Source organism: Serratia sp. 121840015-1, assembly GCF_053627655.1.
This window is the reverse complement of sequence record NZ_JBSEYF010000003.1, coordinates 272,163-287,152: the sequence shown is the minus strand read 5'-3', so window position 1 is coordinate 287,152 and position 14,990 is coordinate 272,163. Positions and strand designations below refer to the sequence as shown.

Annotated in this window: 15 protein-coding genes and 1 tRNA gene; 9 read left to right on the top strand and 7 right to left on the bottom strand. The window is 57.8% G+C overall.

Annotated features, from left to right (window positions below):
- Positions 1–4 precede the first annotated feature (4 nt).
- From ACUXAC_RS17650 to cysE, 5 genes are read left to right on the top strand one after another with little or no spacing between them, the layout of a single operon-like run.
- Positions 5–3,115, top strand: a complete 3,111-nt coding sequence (locus ACUXAC_RS17650) for a non-ribosomal peptide synthetase (RefSeq protein WP_080440239.1) — start codon at positions 5–7, stop codon at positions 3,113–3,115.
- A complete protein-coding gene (locus ACUXAC_RS17645) occupies positions 3,112–4,119 on the top strand; it encodes a TauD/TfdA family dioxygenase (RefSeq protein WP_387443596.1) in 1,008 nt (335 codons plus the stop codon). Before ACUXAC_RS17650 ends, ACUXAC_RS17645 begins: the two co-directional genes overlap by 4 nt.
- Positions 4,116–5,399, top strand: coding sequence for a phenylacetate--CoA ligase family protein (locus ACUXAC_RS17640; protein WP_060440536.1), 1,284 nt, complete (start codon positions 4,116–4,118; stop codon positions 5,397–5,399). The genes ACUXAC_RS17645 and ACUXAC_RS17640 overlap by 4 nt, the downstream gene beginning before the upstream one ends.
- Entirely contained in the window at positions 5,396–6,616 is a 1,221-nt protein-coding gene (locus tag ACUXAC_RS17635) for an aminotransferase class V-fold PLP-dependent enzyme (protein ID WP_060440537.1), read from the top strand. The genes ACUXAC_RS17640 and ACUXAC_RS17635 overlap by 4 nt, the downstream gene beginning before the upstream one ends.
- Positions 6,617–6,676: 60 nt before the next feature.
- Complete coding sequence (cysE, locus tag ACUXAC_RS17630; protein WP_197779368.1) at positions 6,677–7,444, top strand: serine O-acetyltransferase; 768 nt, start codon at positions 6,677–6,679, stop codon at positions 7,442–7,444.
- A gap of 75 nt (positions 7,445–7,519) precedes the next feature.
- Here cysE and ACUXAC_RS17625 read toward each other — a convergent pair whose 3' ends face one another.
- The 6 genes from ACUXAC_RS17625 to ACUXAC_RS17600 all read right to left on the bottom strand — a co-directional run bounded on the left by ACUXAC_RS17625 (position 7,520) and on the right by ACUXAC_RS17600 (position 10,597).
- Complete coding sequence (locus ACUXAC_RS17625; RefSeq protein ID WP_387443590.1) at positions 7,520–9,061, bottom strand: glycosyltransferase family 39 protein; 1,542 nt, start codon at positions 9,059–9,061, stop codon at positions 7,520–7,522.
- Positions 9,062–9,186: 125 nt separating this feature from the next.
- Positions 9,187–9,330, bottom strand: a complete 144-nt coding sequence (locus ACUXAC_RS17620; RefSeq protein WP_016928795.1) for a hypothetical protein — start codon at positions 9,328–9,330, stop codon at positions 9,187–9,189.
- 108 nt (positions 9,331–9,438) lie between these two features.
- Positions 9,439–9,765 (bottom strand): gamma-glutamylcyclotransferase family protein, encoded by a 327-nt coding sequence (locus tag ACUXAC_RS17615; RefSeq protein WP_387443586.1) that lies wholly within the window; start codon positions 9,763–9,765, stop codon positions 9,439–9,441.
- 132 nt (positions 9,766–9,897) lie between these two features.
- Positions 9,898–9,974, bottom strand: a tRNA-Arg gene (locus ACUXAC_RS17610).
- Between the two features lie 96 nt (positions 9,975–10,070).
- Positions 10,071–10,397, bottom strand: a complete 327-nt coding sequence (locus tag ACUXAC_RS17605; protein ID WP_127554709.1) for a hypothetical protein — start codon at positions 10,395–10,397, stop codon at positions 10,071–10,073.
- Entirely contained in the window at positions 10,388–10,597 is a 210-nt protein-coding gene (locus ACUXAC_RS17600) for a hypothetical protein (protein WP_060423714.1), read from the bottom strand. Before ACUXAC_RS17600 ends, ACUXAC_RS17605 begins: the two co-directional genes overlap by 10 nt.
- A gap of 205 nt (positions 10,598–10,802) precedes the next feature.
- On the opposite strand from ACUXAC_RS17600, the gene folD reads away from it, so the two are divergent.
- Both folD and ybcJ read left to right on the top strand, forming a co-directional pair.
- Positions 10,803–11,669, top strand: a complete 867-nt coding sequence (gene folD / locus ACUXAC_RS17595; RefSeq protein ID WP_004940177.1) for a bifunctional methylenetetrahydrofolate dehydrogenase/methenyltetrahydrofolate cyclohydrolase FolD — start codon at positions 10,803–10,805, stop codon at positions 11,667–11,669.
- Positions 11,670–11,679: 10 nt separating this feature from the next.
- Positions 11,680–11,892: a ribosome-associated protein YbcJ gene (gene ybcJ / locus ACUXAC_RS17590; RefSeq protein ID WP_049278727.1), complete on the top strand. Its 213-nt coding sequence runs from the start codon at positions 11,680–11,682 to the stop codon at positions 11,890–11,892.
- A gap of 61 nt (positions 11,893–11,953) precedes the next feature.
- On the opposite strand, the gene cysS is transcribed toward ybcJ, so the two are convergent.
- Complete coding sequence (cysS, locus tag ACUXAC_RS17585) at positions 11,954–13,339, bottom strand: cysteine--tRNA ligase (protein WP_038875101.1); 1,386 nt, start codon at positions 13,337–13,339, stop codon at positions 11,954–11,956.
- A gap of 309 nt (positions 13,340–13,648) precedes the next feature.
- Between cysS and ppiB the strand changes: the two genes are divergently transcribed.
- Both ppiB and ACUXAC_RS17575 read left to right on the top strand, forming a co-directional pair.
- Positions 13,649–14,143: a peptidylprolyl isomerase B gene (ppiB, locus tag ACUXAC_RS17580; protein ID WP_004940183.1), complete on the top strand. Its 495-nt coding sequence runs from the start codon at positions 13,649–13,651 to the stop codon at positions 14,141–14,143.
- A 10-nt stretch (positions 14,144–14,153) separates the two neighbouring features.
- On the top strand, positions 14,154–14,876 hold the full coding sequence (locus tag ACUXAC_RS17575; RefSeq protein ID WP_060440541.1) for a UDP-2,3-diacylglucosamine diphosphatase: 723 nt from the start codon (positions 14,154–14,156) through the stop codon (positions 14,874–14,876).
- Positions 14,877–14,990 lie beyond the last annotated feature (114 nt).

The window sequence follows — 14,990 nt, the reverse complement described above, 5'->3', positions numbered from 1 at the left end:
AAAAATGAAAACTGCAGAAAACATGGTATTACCAGAGAATAACTGGGAAGGGTTTCCCCTGTCTTTTCAACAGCAACAGCTGATTAAGCAAAATACTCGAAATAGCCCGAAATATTTCACCGCAACGTATTCTCTGTCAGGATCTTTGGACCCTAACCGTTTAATCACGGCCTTGTCCACGCTGATTACTGAACATGAGATTTTGCGAACGTCCTTCAGAAACGTGTTGGGAGAACACAGCGATGTGCTGATGGTCATCAATGAACCCTATCAGCCCGAGCTGATTATGGCGGACGGTGAGCCTTCTGACGTTAACCCGTTCAACGAGGGAGAAGCGGCATCGGCATGCGTAAGCCCCGTAGCTACAGCACGGCCACTCAAAGCCGCGCTTTACCGCATGACAGCCGACCGACATACGCTGGTGATTTCACTACCCGCCGCCAGCCTGGACTATGTTTCCGCCGACGCGATGATGGCGGTGCTGAGCCGCCTCTATGCCGGTGAGGCTGGCGCGTCGTCCCCCATCGTACAATACGTCGATTTTGCCCAATGGCAGCGTGAGGATTTCATCCCGCAAACCGCCGTTGCTCATGTCGAGCCCAACTCTTCTTTGCGCCTGCCGCTCGAGTTCAAGTCCGACAGCCAGGATAGGCAATGCCGCCCCATAACGCTGGCGAGGGAAACACAATCTCAGCTACAAGCGCTGGCAACAGGTAACGCATTGTCCCTTCGCGCTCTGCTTTACGCTTGTTGGAGCGCTGCGTTATGGCGCATAGCGGAATATCCCGACCGTGTTGCGCTCAGCACAAACCTTGCCGGCCGCCCTTTTGCGGAACTTCAGCAGGCTTTGGGTCGCTTCGAATATGCAGTGCATACGATCGTGCAGCCCAACGCTGACATGACGTTGCTGCAGTTCGCTGAACATTGTCAGCAAGCGCTGCGACTGAGCGAGCAACAAGACGGCCGCCAGCCGGGTGATGCGCATTCAGCCGGCGAGATCGGCTATCAATTCTTCAATGCGGCGTCGGCAATCGAAACGCCCCTGCTACATTGGGAAAACCGTACCGCCATCCCTGTACCGGAACACTGCAAATTATCTCTGCAGGTGAATGCCGGTGAACGCCTCCACCTTGAGTTGCAGATACAGCAAGGCGTCTTCGATGCGGCAGGGATCGCAACGATTGAACAAGCGTTCCGCGCCACGCTGCAGGCGCTGCTCAAGACACCGCAGGCCATGCTCGATCGCTTTCCGCTTATGACTGACGATGAAACACGCATTCTGATTGAAAGCACTCATAACGCGCTGTCGTCATCGCCAGCCCTCGGTTGTTGGTACCATACTTTCAGCCGCCAGGCGGCGCAGACTCCCGATGCGCCGGCGTTAAAGTACAACTCGCGAATTTGGCGCTACGCCGAGCTGGATGCCTTCACCAATCAGTTGGCTCGCCATTTGCTGAACAATGGGGTGGAACAGGGCGCAGCGGTCGGCCTGATGCTTGAACGCAGCGATCTGGCGCTGGCAGCTATCATCGCCATCCACAAAGCCGGAGCCTGCTATGTCCCTTTCGACCCTCAACTGCCCCAGCAGCGGGTGGAGACCATTCTGAAGCAAACCAGGCCGGCACTGATGCTTGTCGCTCAAACGCAACATCGCCAGGCAAAGCTCACCCTCCCCGTGATGGCGCTGGATGCACAGTGGAATGACATTGGCGTGCTGGATGACTCCGCGCTGCCATTCACCGCGTCTGCCGACAGCCTCGCTTATGTGCTCTACACCTCCGGCTCTACCGGAGAGCCAAAAGGCGTCAAGATCGCTCATCATCAATTGCAGAACTATGTGTCCGGCATTATTGAGCGTGCGGAACTGGGTGCAGCGCTCACCTATCTCTCCATTGGCCCCATCACCACCGACTTGGGCAATACCACCCTGTTCCCCGCACTGGTCACCGGTGGCTGCATCGACATCTCACCGTTCACACACGCCGAGGATATTCAGGAGCAAATTCGCTATATGGAGCAAAGCGAGTATGACGTCCTCAAATTGACCCCTTCTCATATGGCATCTCTATTCGCGCTGGCGGACGCGCCAGCGCGCCTGATGCCTGGCAAGGCCTTATTGCTGGGGGGCGAAGTGTTGAGCTGGGGGATGTGGCGCCTGTTCAACGATTTTGCGAACGGTTGTCGCATCTACAACCATTATGGGCCAACCGAAACCTGCGTGGGCGCCATTGCGCAGCAGGTAGCGTCGGATAAATACGCCAGGCTGGCTTCCACCGTTCCCCTCGGTACCCCCTTGCCGCATGCCCGCTGCTATGTCGTCGACCCGCATGGCGCATTGCTTCCCATCGGCGTCGCGGGTGAGTTATATATTGGCGGCGAAACGGTCGCTTGTGGCTACGTGCAGAGCGCTGAAGATCAGCGTCCCCGTTTTATCGCCGATCCCTGGAGCCCGCGCTCCAATGCCCGGCTTTACCGTTCAGGGGATAAAGTTCGCCGGCTTCCCGATGGCAGCCTGGAGTTCCTTGGCCGTATCGACCGTCAGTTGAAAATCCGCGGATTCCGGGTAGAACCGGCCGAAATAGAAAGAACGCTGCGCAAACATGCGGAAGTTTTGGACAGCTGCGTCGTTGAACAAGGCGAATCCGGCAGCGCGCATCTGTTGGCTTACGTGGTCCTACAAAGCGGCGACAACGGCAATGCCGATTGGTTGCGTGAGCATCTCGCCGCTTACCTGCCGGATTTCATGATCCCCTCACAAATCGTGTCGCTCTCCCGCTTCCCGTTAAACCACAACGGCAAAGTCGATCACCGCATGCTACCGGCACCGGATACACTTATCGCCGCCAACGCCGATGACTATGTCGCGCCGCAAAGCGAAACGGAAAAAAGTGTCGCGGCCATTTTCCAGGAGTTGCTGCTGGCCAACCGTGTAGGCATACACGACGACTTCTTCGACATCGGTGGGCATTCGCTTATCGCCACAAAGTTGGTCGCTCAAATCCGTTCCACCTTCGATATTCCGTTCAATCTGCGCAGCGTGTTTATGGATGCGACCGTAGCCGGCCTCAGCCGCAACATTGATAAGCAACGTCACTCTCAGGAACTGGCAATATGAACGAAACAACAAGCGGTTTATTCGCCCGACGGCGCCAGAGCCAAGGCGTATCCATCACCAGTCTGGTCACCGCGTCACCACTGACCCATGCCGGCGCTAAAGGTGTCATGTTGCGCCCGGTGCTAGCCAACCTATCCGCCCCCGAGTGGGGACAAAACAGCTGGGATTATATCGCCAGTCTGTTAGCCGAATCTGGCGCCGTTTTGCTTCGTGGCTTCAAGGTCGCGGATGTCGCGGCTTTTCGCGCTTTTGTGCAAACGTCGGCAGGCGCATTGTTGGGATACACCCACCGCTCCACGCCGCGGAGCAATATCAGCGAAGGGATATACACTTCGACCGAGTATCCGGCCGACCAACATATTCCCCAACACAATGAGATGTCCTACACCCGCAGTTGGCCCAAGCGGCTGTTCTTCCACTGCGCCGTCAAACCAGGCACTCAGGGGCAGACTCCGCTTGCCGACAGTCAGGGTGTCTATGCGCGCCTGCCGGAAGACCTGCGCGCGCGTTTTGAAGCCCATGGCGTGATGTACGTGCGCAATTTTGGACAGGGTTTGGATCTCAGCTGGCAGCAGGTATTCCAAACGGAAAATCAGGCGGAGGTTGAGGCTTATTGCCAAGCGAACGACATCCAATGCCAATGGTTGGGGGAAGGACGCCTGCGCACACGCCAAATTTGTCAGGCGACCCTTGCCCACCCGCGAACGGGGGCGGGGATCTGGTTTAATCAGGCGCATCTGTTCCATATCAGCAATCTGCCGGCGGAAGCAGAACGTGAGTTAAGACGCGAATTCGCCGAGCATGAGCTGCCGCGCAATGCTCTGTTTGGCGACGGCAGTCCCATCCCGTCAACCGACCTGACGCTGATTCGACAAGCCTATCAACAAGAAGAAATCCTGTTCGACTGGGAACAGGGCGACATTCTAATTTTGGATAACGAAACCATTTCCCACGGCCGGCGACCATTTACGCCGCCGCGTAACATCATGGTGGCAATGACATGAGCGAATCAGGTTCATTTAAAGATGTACGTCGTGAAGTGGCGTACGCTTATGAAAAGGTAAAGTTTTTTAAAACTCACATGGAAATGTCGGGCCTACGGCCCGACGACATTAAAACCCTGGCGGACTTTAAACGCATCCCCGTCACACGCAAACTGCACTATCGGCGCAACTATCCGTCAGGGGTGTTAGCTGCCGGATTTACGCTGACCGGGCCGCATGTGATGCGCTTTCAAAGTTCGGGGACCTCAGGAGAGCGCTTGAACAGCGCGATCCTTTCCTATGACCTGGCGCGGCGACAGGCAACCAGCATGGGCGTTAATGCAAACTTCAACGCGCTGTGGCGCCCTGGTGCCCGGCCGCGCATTTGCCGCTATGCCCCGCCTAACTGCTCCGACGTAGAGTGCGGCATCGGTCTGACGACCATGGAGGAACGCACGCTGGCCGACGGCACGCTGGTCTTGCCTGTCGCTCACGACTTATTGGCGACCCCAGCCAGGATGATCAAGCAAGCGCTGGACGAAATCGCCGCCTACGATCCGGAAATTTTGGTGGTGGACCCGACGCATTTAGCCTTTTTAACTCGAGAGGCCGCCAAGTTGGGACGCACTATCGTCACCACTAACAAGCTGCATATCGTTTGTGGCTATACCCATTTGACGCAGGTTGCACGACGTCAAATTCGGCACTTCTTCGGTGACGGAACACCAATCGGCAACATGCTGGGCATGTCGGAACTGGGTTACCTCGGTTTCGAATGCCACCACGGCTGTTTGCACATCAACAACCAAGACTTTTTCCTGGAGTTTTTAAGCGGGGAGCTGGAATCGGCCTTGGATGAAGTCGGTGAGTTGGTCATTTCCACCATTGATGACAGCTTGCTACCGCGCATTCGTTACGCCACCGGCGACCTGTACCGCCTGTCGTCAGAACCCTGCACCTGTGGCGCCACTTTGCCGGTAGTCAACATCGAAGGGCGCGCCACCCACAACGTCATCGGTAAAAACGGGGCGATAGTGACGCCTGCCGAGGTCGATCTGGCGGTGACCGATTGCCCAAGAATAGATTTATATAAGTTGGAACAAGACGAGCTCGGGAATCTTCGTTTTCGCTATATCCTCAATCAAGCATCATCGTCTGAGCTATTCGCATTGCAACAGCGCATCAGCGCACTTTGCCAAACCCGCGACATCATTTTCGAAGCCGTGGATTACATCGCCTGCGAACGCAGCGGAAAATTCCAATCCTGCATTTCCAGATATAACGGGGCATCTCATCCATGACGAATCATTTTATTGACCGCAGTCAGTTCCCTGCGCTGATGCAGGAAATAGACGGACGGCCTCTCAACTATCTCGACAGCGCCGCGACGACCCTAAAGCCGCGCGTCATGATTGATGCCGTAACGGAGTATTACAGCCAGAACGGCGCCAATATCCATCGCGGCAAACACCGTCTCTCCGACGAAGCCTCCAATGCCTATGAAGCCGCGCGCCTCTCAGTAGCGGACTACATCAGCGCACAGGCCAACGAAGTCGTGTTTACCCACAATACGACCCATGCGCTGAACATCGTGGCGCAAGGATTGGCGCTGAGAAAATCGGATCTGGTTATCGCTGGCATCGATTCACATCATTCCCAACTATTGCCCTGGCGGCAAGTAGCCACCCTGAGGTTCATCCAAACCGATGATCAGGGCAGGATCGATTTGGATCATTTCCAGACGCTGCTCGCGCAACGACCGAAAGTGGTCGCCCTGACGCACTGCTCCAATGTCACCGGCGTTGTGCATCCCATTGAGCAGATGATCGCGATGATCCGCACACAAAGCGATGCCGTTATTGTGCTGGACGCCGCACAGTCTCTCCCGCACGGCCGTCTCAACCTCCATACGCTGGGCGCCGACTTTGTCGCCTTCTCCGCACACAAAATGCTGGGCCCAACCGGGTTGGGCTTTTTGTACGCGAACCAGCATCGCCTCGATGCACTTAAACCGCTGCAATTCGGTGGCGGTACGGTTGACTGGGTGGATGCCGATAGCCAGGTCAATCGTCGGGCGCCCTATCATCTCGAGGCCGGCACGCCGGCGATTGCCTCCGTCATCGGCGCCGGCGCGACTTTTCGTCTGTTAGCCGGCTTCGATGAGACGACACGGCGTGAACACGACAAAGGTTTGGTCAACGCGCTGCTTTCCGGGGCGGCCTCTCGCCCTTATCTCAAACTTGTCGGCCCCGCTGACGGTGAAAACCGCCATGCCATAGGCGCTTTCAAGTTCTCGAGCTGCGTTTCGGTCGGAGAAATCGCCCGCTTGCTCAGCGACGCCTACGGCATCATGTGCCGCAGCGGTTACCTGTGCGCGCAACCTTTCGTCGGCACTCTGGCCGGTGGAGAAATCCTGCGAGCATCCGCCTATTTATACAACACGACGGCTGATATCGATGCCCTGTATCAGGCCCTTGATGACCTGGCGGAGTGCATGGGGCTGCCCACGGTAAACTGATGAAAAACGGCCCGGCGTTTGCCGGGCGTTTTATCGCTATAACGCGACAAGGAAAAAAAGATGCGATTGATGAACTATGCCATTTTTCCGAACCTGACGTTCTCTGACCCCTTCTGGGTACAGCTCCGGCAAGAGGCAAAAGCCTTGGCCGAAAGAGAAGGGGTGATGAGCAAACTCCTGCAGCAAGGAGTATTGCAGCATGCCACCTTCAACGAGGCGCTCGCAAACCGCCTGGCCTTGAAACTGGCCAATGACGATATCGATGCAACGAGCCTGAGAAACGTTGTTGAACAAACGCTGCAACGCGCGCCCGACATTGTCGACGCCGCATTGGCGGACATGCGCGCGGTTTACGAACGCGATCCCGCCTGCCACAGTACGATACAGATATTTTTTTTCTTCAAGGGATTCATCGCATTGCAAGCCTATCGTGTCTCACATGCGCTGTATCAGCACCAGCACCGTGAAATGGCCTATCACATCCAAAGCCGGGTATCAGAACTCTTCTGTATCGATATCCATCCGGCCGCCAAGCTGGGCAAAGGCATCATGCTCGACCATGCTCACGCGATTGTCATCGGTGAAACGGCGACGGTGGGCGACAACGTCTCCCTGCTGCATTCGGTGACGCTGGGAGGAACAGGAAAAGCCGGCGGCGATCGCCATCCCAAGGTGGGTAATGGCGCCGTTATCGGCGCCGGAGCCAAAATATTGGGTAATGTGCGGATCGGCGACAGTTGCTGTGTTGCCGCCGGCGCCGTTGTGCTCAAGGACATTCCGCCATCGGCCACGGCAGTGGGCATTCCCGCCCGGATTGTCGGCCTCTAAGCGCCTCCCACACTCCGGTAGCGGCGAAAAACTATCGGCGTGTGGGGGCTTCCGAGACATTGGGCATTTATCCGGCTATCTGAGGTCGCGCACCACGAACAGGCGCGACTCGAAACCGCCGCTCTTGAAGGTGCCGGTATTGACCCACCCCGGCGGCGAATGGCCGAAGTCCTGATTGAAATCCCCGCCGCTGACCAGCCAGACCCGGCGATGGCCTTTCGATAAAACGCTGAGCTTATCGACATAGGTCTGCGCCGCCCGATCGTGGAAAAAAGTGCCGAAGCCATAGGCATTGGGCTTGCCCGAAATGCCGTTGGGCCTGGCCGGGGTATACAGCAGGGCGCGATAGCCCTTCTTGTTGTAATACACGTAGCTCAGGTAGTTGAACATGTTGCTGACCACTACCGCATCGTTAGGCTGATAGTGGCTGTTGATATAGTGCACCATCACCTTGAACTCATCTTTCTCGACCGGGTAGTCGTTACGCACGCCGCAGCCGAACAGCAGGCTGAAGAACAACAGCAAAGAGATCCCGCGCACCCGGCTTTTCGTTCCGGCGATCAGCACGCCCAACACCAGCGGAATGCCGAGCGCGGCGGAATAGAGGTAGCGATCGACAAACAGCGGCGTGCGCCAGGAAATGGCGAATACCAGCGTCACCGGGATCAGAATGCCACCAAGCAGCAACAGCGAGAATGTCCTTGGCATCACGCGCCGTTTCAGCAGCAGCGCGCACAACGCGATAAACATCGCCGGCAGCAGCCAGAGAATCGCCGTGGGATAGTTGCTGCCGTCATGGCCGGTGAGAAAACGCCAATACATTGCCGGCAGATCGCCCCAGGAAACCTGAGGGATCCAACCGACGTCGCCGCCGACCCGCAGTTCGGCGATATGCGCCAGCAGATTGAACAGCACCAGCAGCCAGGGAATGTAGGCCACCCCAATCGCCACATTGGCCAGCCACCACGCCGGCTGCTTGATGTAACGTACGCCTTCTCGGCGGCATGACAGCGCCAACACCACCAGCCAGTGGGCGATCAGCGTGAAAATGGTGAAGTAATGGGTATAAAAGCTCAGCGTCATCAACAACGCATACAGCGCCAGATAGCGGCGGTTATCCGGCGTTTTCAGCCACTTAGCCAGCACCATGGCGGCGGCGATCGCCAGCATCCCCATCAGCGCGTACATGCGCGCCTCCTGGCTGTAACGCACCGCCATCGGCATGATTGCCATCAGCCATCCCGCTATCAGCGCCGCCCGCTCGCTGGCCAACCAACGGGTAAAGCGCATCGCCAGCGCTACCGTCGCCACGCCGAACACCAGGCTCAGCAAACGGGCGGCCATGATGCCGTCGCCAAACAGTACCATCCAGGCATGCAGCAACAGATAATAAAGCGGCGGGTGAACGTCGAAGGAAGCGTGGTACAGCAAAGCGCCCACATCATAGCGGCTGGTCAGCACGCTGGAGGCTTCATCACACCAAAAGTACCGATCCGTTAAGGAAATAAACCGCACGATCGCCGAAAACGCCACGATCGCCAACGCGTAATGTTTGTAACTGATGCCCTTTAAGCCGTTGTTGCTCAAAGAGACATTCGAAACCTGTTGCAGTGACATAACCGCATTCCGCCCAAGAGAACCACACAGTGTGGAGACGCAGCGTCATCATTGCCGACGGCGGGTAAATGGCGGGTAAATCAGTACGAAAAAGTCGGCACAGTCACCACGGCGCCGCACGACTCTCAGCGGATTTCAACGCTGATATCCGGGTAGGCCTTCTCGCCGTCGCTGAGGTAATGCCCCAGCGCCCGGTAAGCCATCACGTACAGCACGGCGGCGGCGCACAGGCACAGCAAGGTCACAAGCAGGAATCTGGATTTGCGCACGATAGGCTCCATGGGGAAATTTTCGCCTATTGTAGCGCGGCAAAATAAACGAAAGTTCAATTGCCGGCGGGTCGAGCGCCTCGCACTCATTCGGCGAGGCGGCTCGTATCATTTCTTCAACATGTAGATAAACGAATCGACGGTTTCGCCGTCAGCGGTGGTGACGCTGACCGCTACCCGTTCATACCCCTCGCCTTCGAACGCATCGAGAGTCGGCCAGTGGTTGACGAGATTCGCTGAACGGAACAGAAAACCTTTCACCCGATTGCCGCTGTTATCCAACACGATGCCTGGGTAGCCCATCTCGGCGCCCCAGCCTTCGTTAAGCAGCGATCCGCCAACGCTGCCTTCTTCCCAGCTGCCGCCGATGGCTTCCATGATGTGCGCGTTGGGTCTGCCCGGCCCCAGGGTGCCGTATACGAATAAGCTTTGCATTTTTCACTCTGCCACTGACTGAAAGTTAGCGCATGAACATAGCACGACGCTCAGCGGCGAGCCAACGGGAGTACGGGTTACGCAGTCGAGTTTTCAAGGGAACGAGTAGGGGGAAGAAAATCAAGGGAGTAATGGCACGCCCTATAGGATTCGAACCTATGACCTACGGCTTAGAAGGCCGTTGCTCTATCCAACTGAGCTAAGGGCGCATTGAGATGCGGCAACCTGCGGCTGCGGGTTGGGATTATACGGTCAGAGGTTAGCGAGTCAATGCCTTTTCATGACGTTACGGCGGCGGCCGTGCTTTATGGCGTTTTTTCCGCCAGCGCCCGCGCGGCGAGGGTTCCCGTCAACCGGGCGCCGCCATGCTGAACCAAGCCGACACCTACGTAAATCGGCGCGCGTTCAGACCACCGCCGCCCATCCTCCCTCCACCGGCAAAGGCGAGCGGACTGCACGACTGCGGCGATGTCGCCCCAATCGGCATGCTCAACCACCCGCGCGTTGCAGGTCACCGCCACCCTTTCCTCCAGTGTGGCGTCGGGGCGGGCGCTGTTTAAAGAAGCCTGGCTCCCCGATGCCCAAACCAGCAACAGCGTGCAGCCTGCCCAGGCGCAGCCCTTCATGCGCATAACTTCCGCCACAGCGCATTCAGGCGTGCCCGCCACGATGGCGCCGCCTCATGCTTGCCGAGCTGATGCAACGCGGTGAGTTGCGCGCTGTCCGCCGGATGCAGTGAAGAATCGAACACCGTTTCCCCCACATGTTTAGGCTCCGTCGGTTGCTCGTCAGGCTGATGATGCAACGGGTAAAGCCGGGTTATCGCTCTCATGATCCTGCCCTCTTTCGCCCTGTGAACAGCCCCAGCGTATCCAAATACAGGTAAAAATGACGTAGAGGATCCTGAGGCCGGCATAAAAAAAGCGTAAATCGGCGTCGGCAACGGCCACGAGGGTGATTCTGCGCCTGACAGCGCGCTCAGCTTCTGCCAGAATAGCGGCATCCCCGCTTTTCTTAATTGATGGATTTCCACACTGATGTCAGCAAAGATTATTGATGGTAAAACGATTGCGCAGCAGGTTAGAAACGAAGTGGCTGAGCAAGTGAAACAACGTCTGGCGGCCGGCAAACGCGCCCCAGGGCTGGCGGTTGTGCTGGTCGGCGAGAACCCGGCTTCGCAAATTTACGTCGCCAGCAAGCGCCGCGCCTGCGATGAAGTCGGCTTCCTTTCCCGCTCCTACGATCTGCCCGCTGCCACCAGTGAAGCCGAGCTGCTGGCGTTGATCGACCAGCTGAACGCCGATGAGGAAATCGACGGTATTCTGGTGCAGCTGCCGCTGCCGGCCGGCATCGATAACGTCAAGGTGCTGGAACGCATCCACCCGGACAAAGACGTCGACGGCTTCCACCCGTACAACGTCGGCCGCCTGTGCCAACGCGCGCCTAAACTGCGCCCGTGCACGCCGCGCGGCATCGTCACCCTGCTGGAGCGTTATAACATCGATACCTACGGCCTGAACGCCGTGGTGGTCGGCGCTTCCAACATCGTCGGCCGTCCGATGAGCATGGAGCTGCTGCTGGCCGGCTGCACCACCACCGTCACCCACCGCTTCACCAAGAATCTGCGTCATCACGTCGAGAACGCCGATCTGCTGGTGGTGGCGGTCGGTAAGCCGGGCTTCATTCCGGGCGACTGGATCAAACCGGGCGCCATCGTGGTGGACGTCGGCATCAACCGTCTGGAAAGCGGTAAAGTGGTGGGCGATGTCGATTTCGACGCCGCCAGCGAGCGCGCCGCCTACATCACCCCAGTGCCGGGTGGCGTCGGCCCGATGACCGTTGCTACACTGATCCAAAATACCTTGCAGGCCTGCGAGGAATATCACGACGTTCAACCTAAATAAGTAAGGCAGTATGGAAATTTTCAATCTGGACAATCATCCCCACGTCGAACTGTGCGATCTGCTAAAGTTCCAGGGCTGGTGTGAAAGCGGCGGCGCCGCCAAAGAAGTCATCGCCGAAGGGCAGGTGAAAGTCGACGGCAAGGTCGAAACCCGCAAGCGCTGCAAGATCGTCGCCGATCAGGTGGTGGAATTCAACGGCGGCAAGGTCACGGTTAAACCCTAACCCGCAGCCATAGAAAAAGGCGCTGAATTCAGCGCCTTTTTTGTTTTTCCCTGCGGCCGGATTACTTGCGGCGCCAGGTCGTGCCCTGCGGGCCGTCTTCCAGCACGATGTTCATCTCGTTCAACCGATCGCGGGCAGCATCCGCCAGCGCCCAGTCCTTGGCGGCGCGCGCTTCGTTACGCTGTTTGATCAGCGCTTCGATCTCCGCCACTTCGCCGTCGTCAACCTGAGCGCCCCCTTGCAGGAACTGCTCCGGCTCCTGCTGCAGCAGGCCGAGCACGTTCGCCAGCTTACGCAGTTCCGCCGCCATACCGTTGGCCGCCGCCATGTCTTCACCCTTGAGGCGGTTAACCTCGCGCGCCAGATCGAACAGCGCCGAGTAGGCTTCCGGGGTGTTGAAGTCGTCGTCCATCGCTTCGCGGAAGCGGGCTTCGAACGCTTCGCCGCCGGCCGGCGCGGCGTCGGCATCGGTGCCGCGCAGCGCGGTATAGAGGCGCTCCAGCGCGGTGCGCGCCTGTTTGAGGTTCTCTTCGCTGTAGTTCAGCTGGCTGCGATAGTGGCCGGACATCAGGAAGTAACGCACCGTCTCCGCATCGTAATGGCCGAGCACGTCGCGAATGGTGAAGAAGTTATCCAGCGATTTGGACATTTTCTCTTTGTCGATCATCACCATGCCGGAGTGCATCCAGTAATTGACGTACGGGCCGTCGTGGGCGCAGCTCGACTGTGCGATCTCGTTCTCGTGATGCGGGAACATCAGATCGGAACCGCCGCCGTGGATATCGAAGTGGGTGCCCAGCTGCTTGCAGTTCATGGCGGAGCATTCGATGTGCCAGCCCGGACGGCCCGGCCCCCACGGCGACTGCCAGCTTGGCTCGCCCGGCTTGGACATCTTCCACAGCACGAAGTCCATCGGGTTGCGCTTCACATCGTCGATCTCTACGCGCGCGCCGGCCTGAAGCTGATCCAGATCCTGGCGCGACAGCAGCCCGTATTGCGGATCGCTGTCGATGGAGAACATCACGTCACCGTTGCTGGCCACATAGGCGTGATCGCGATCGATCAGGCGCTGGGTGATCTCGATGATCTCGGCGATGTGCTGGGTCGCGCGCGGCTCTTGATCCGGGCGGTCGATCAGCAGCGCGTCGAAGTCGGCGTGCATTTCCGCCAGCATGCGTTCGGTCAGCTGGTCGCAGGTTTCATGATTTTCCGCCGCGCGGCGGATGATTTTGTCGTCCACGTCGGTGACGTTGCGCACGTAGTTCAGCGAATAGCCGAGATAGCGCAGGTAACGCGCCACCACGTCGAAAGCGACAAAGGTACGACCGTGGCCGATGTGACACAGGTCATAGATGGTTACCCCGCACACGTACATGCCCACTTTCCCGGCATGAATGGGTTTGAATTCCTCTTTTTGACGACTCAGGGTATTAAAAATCTTTAGCATCGGGAGATTCCGTGGTGTGCGTGATAACAAAAAAGATAACCGGGCTTCAGGTTTTCCGCCCGGTAGCGTATTGAAACCTGAAGCCTGATCTATTGCAAGGTTAAGGCCATGCTTTGCTGATTTCACGCGAATAAAATGCGCGAAATTCGGCGGCTGGCGCAATTGTTATAATATAACATAAATGCAATTACCACAGACAGTGCACGGTTGAGCCGCTGCTGACTCGCTGGGGCGGATATGTTATAAGGGCGGTCTGAATGTTCACTCGCTTTACGTGACGTCTCACTTCACCTTGTTAGGATTAAAACTATGGTTACTTTCCACACCAATCACGGCGATATCGTTATCAAGACCTTTGCTGACAAAGCGCCGGTTACCGTTGAAAACTTCCTGAACTACTGCCGCGCCGGTTTCTACGACAACACCATCTTCCACCGTGTGATCAACGGCTTCATGATCCAGGGCGGCGGTTTCGAGCCGGGCATGAACCAGAAAGCGACCAACGCGACCATCAAGAACGAAGCCAACAACGGTCTGAAAAACACCATCGGCACCCTGGCAATGGCGCGCACCAACGATCCACACTCCGCCACCGCACAGTTCTTCATCAACGTGGCTGACAACGACTTCCTGAACTTCCGCGGCGAAAACGTGCAGGGCTGGGGCTACTGCGTGTTTGCTGAAGTGGTTGAAGGCATGGACGTGGTCAACAAGATCAAAGGCGTGAAAACCGGCCGCAGCGGCATGCACCAGGACGTACCGGTAGAAGACGTCGTGATCAACAGCGTGACCGTCAGCGAGTAATCGCGGCTGCATGAGTACGCTGTTCATCGCAGATCTGCACTTGTGCGCACAGGAACCGGCAATCACTGCCGGTTTTCTGCGTTTTTTACGGCGCGAAGCAGTTCACGCCGACGCGCTGTACATCCTCGGCGACCTGTTTGAAGCCTGGATCGGCGACGACGATCCCGAGCCGCTGCACGCGGAGATCGCCGCGGCGCTGAAAGCGCTGCAACAGGCCGGCGTGCCCTGCTACTTCATCCACGGCAACCGCGATTTTCTGCTCGGCAAGCGCTTCGCCCGCGCCAGCGGCATGCAGCTGCTGCCGGAAGAGAAAGTGCTGGAGCTGTACGGCCGCAGGATCCTGATCCTGCACGGCGACACCCTGTGCACCGACGATCAGGCCTATCAGCAATTCCGCCGTAAAGTGCACAACCCGCTGATTCAAAAATTGTTCCTGGCGCTGCCGCTGCGCTGGCGACTGAAGATCGCCGCCAACATGCGCGCCCGCAGCCAGCAATCCAACCAGTACAAGTCGGAAGCCATCATGGACGTCAACCCGCAGGCAGTCGAACAGACGATGCTGCGCCACGACGTGCACTGGATGATCCACGGCCATACCCATCGCCCGGCGGTGCACCGGCTGGCGTTGAGCAACGGCGAAGCCCATCGCGCGGTGCTGGGCGCCTGGCACGTCGAAGGATCGATGGTCAAAGTCAGCGCCGACGCCGTCGAGCTGATCCAATTCCCATTCTGAGCCCCGGACTGGCGCGCGAGTGAAAATTCGCGCTTTCGGCGGTGAAAACCGGCGACGCAACCGTTTTCCTCGCCGTGCGCTCATGGTATGCTCTACGCCCTCATTCGGCCCTCA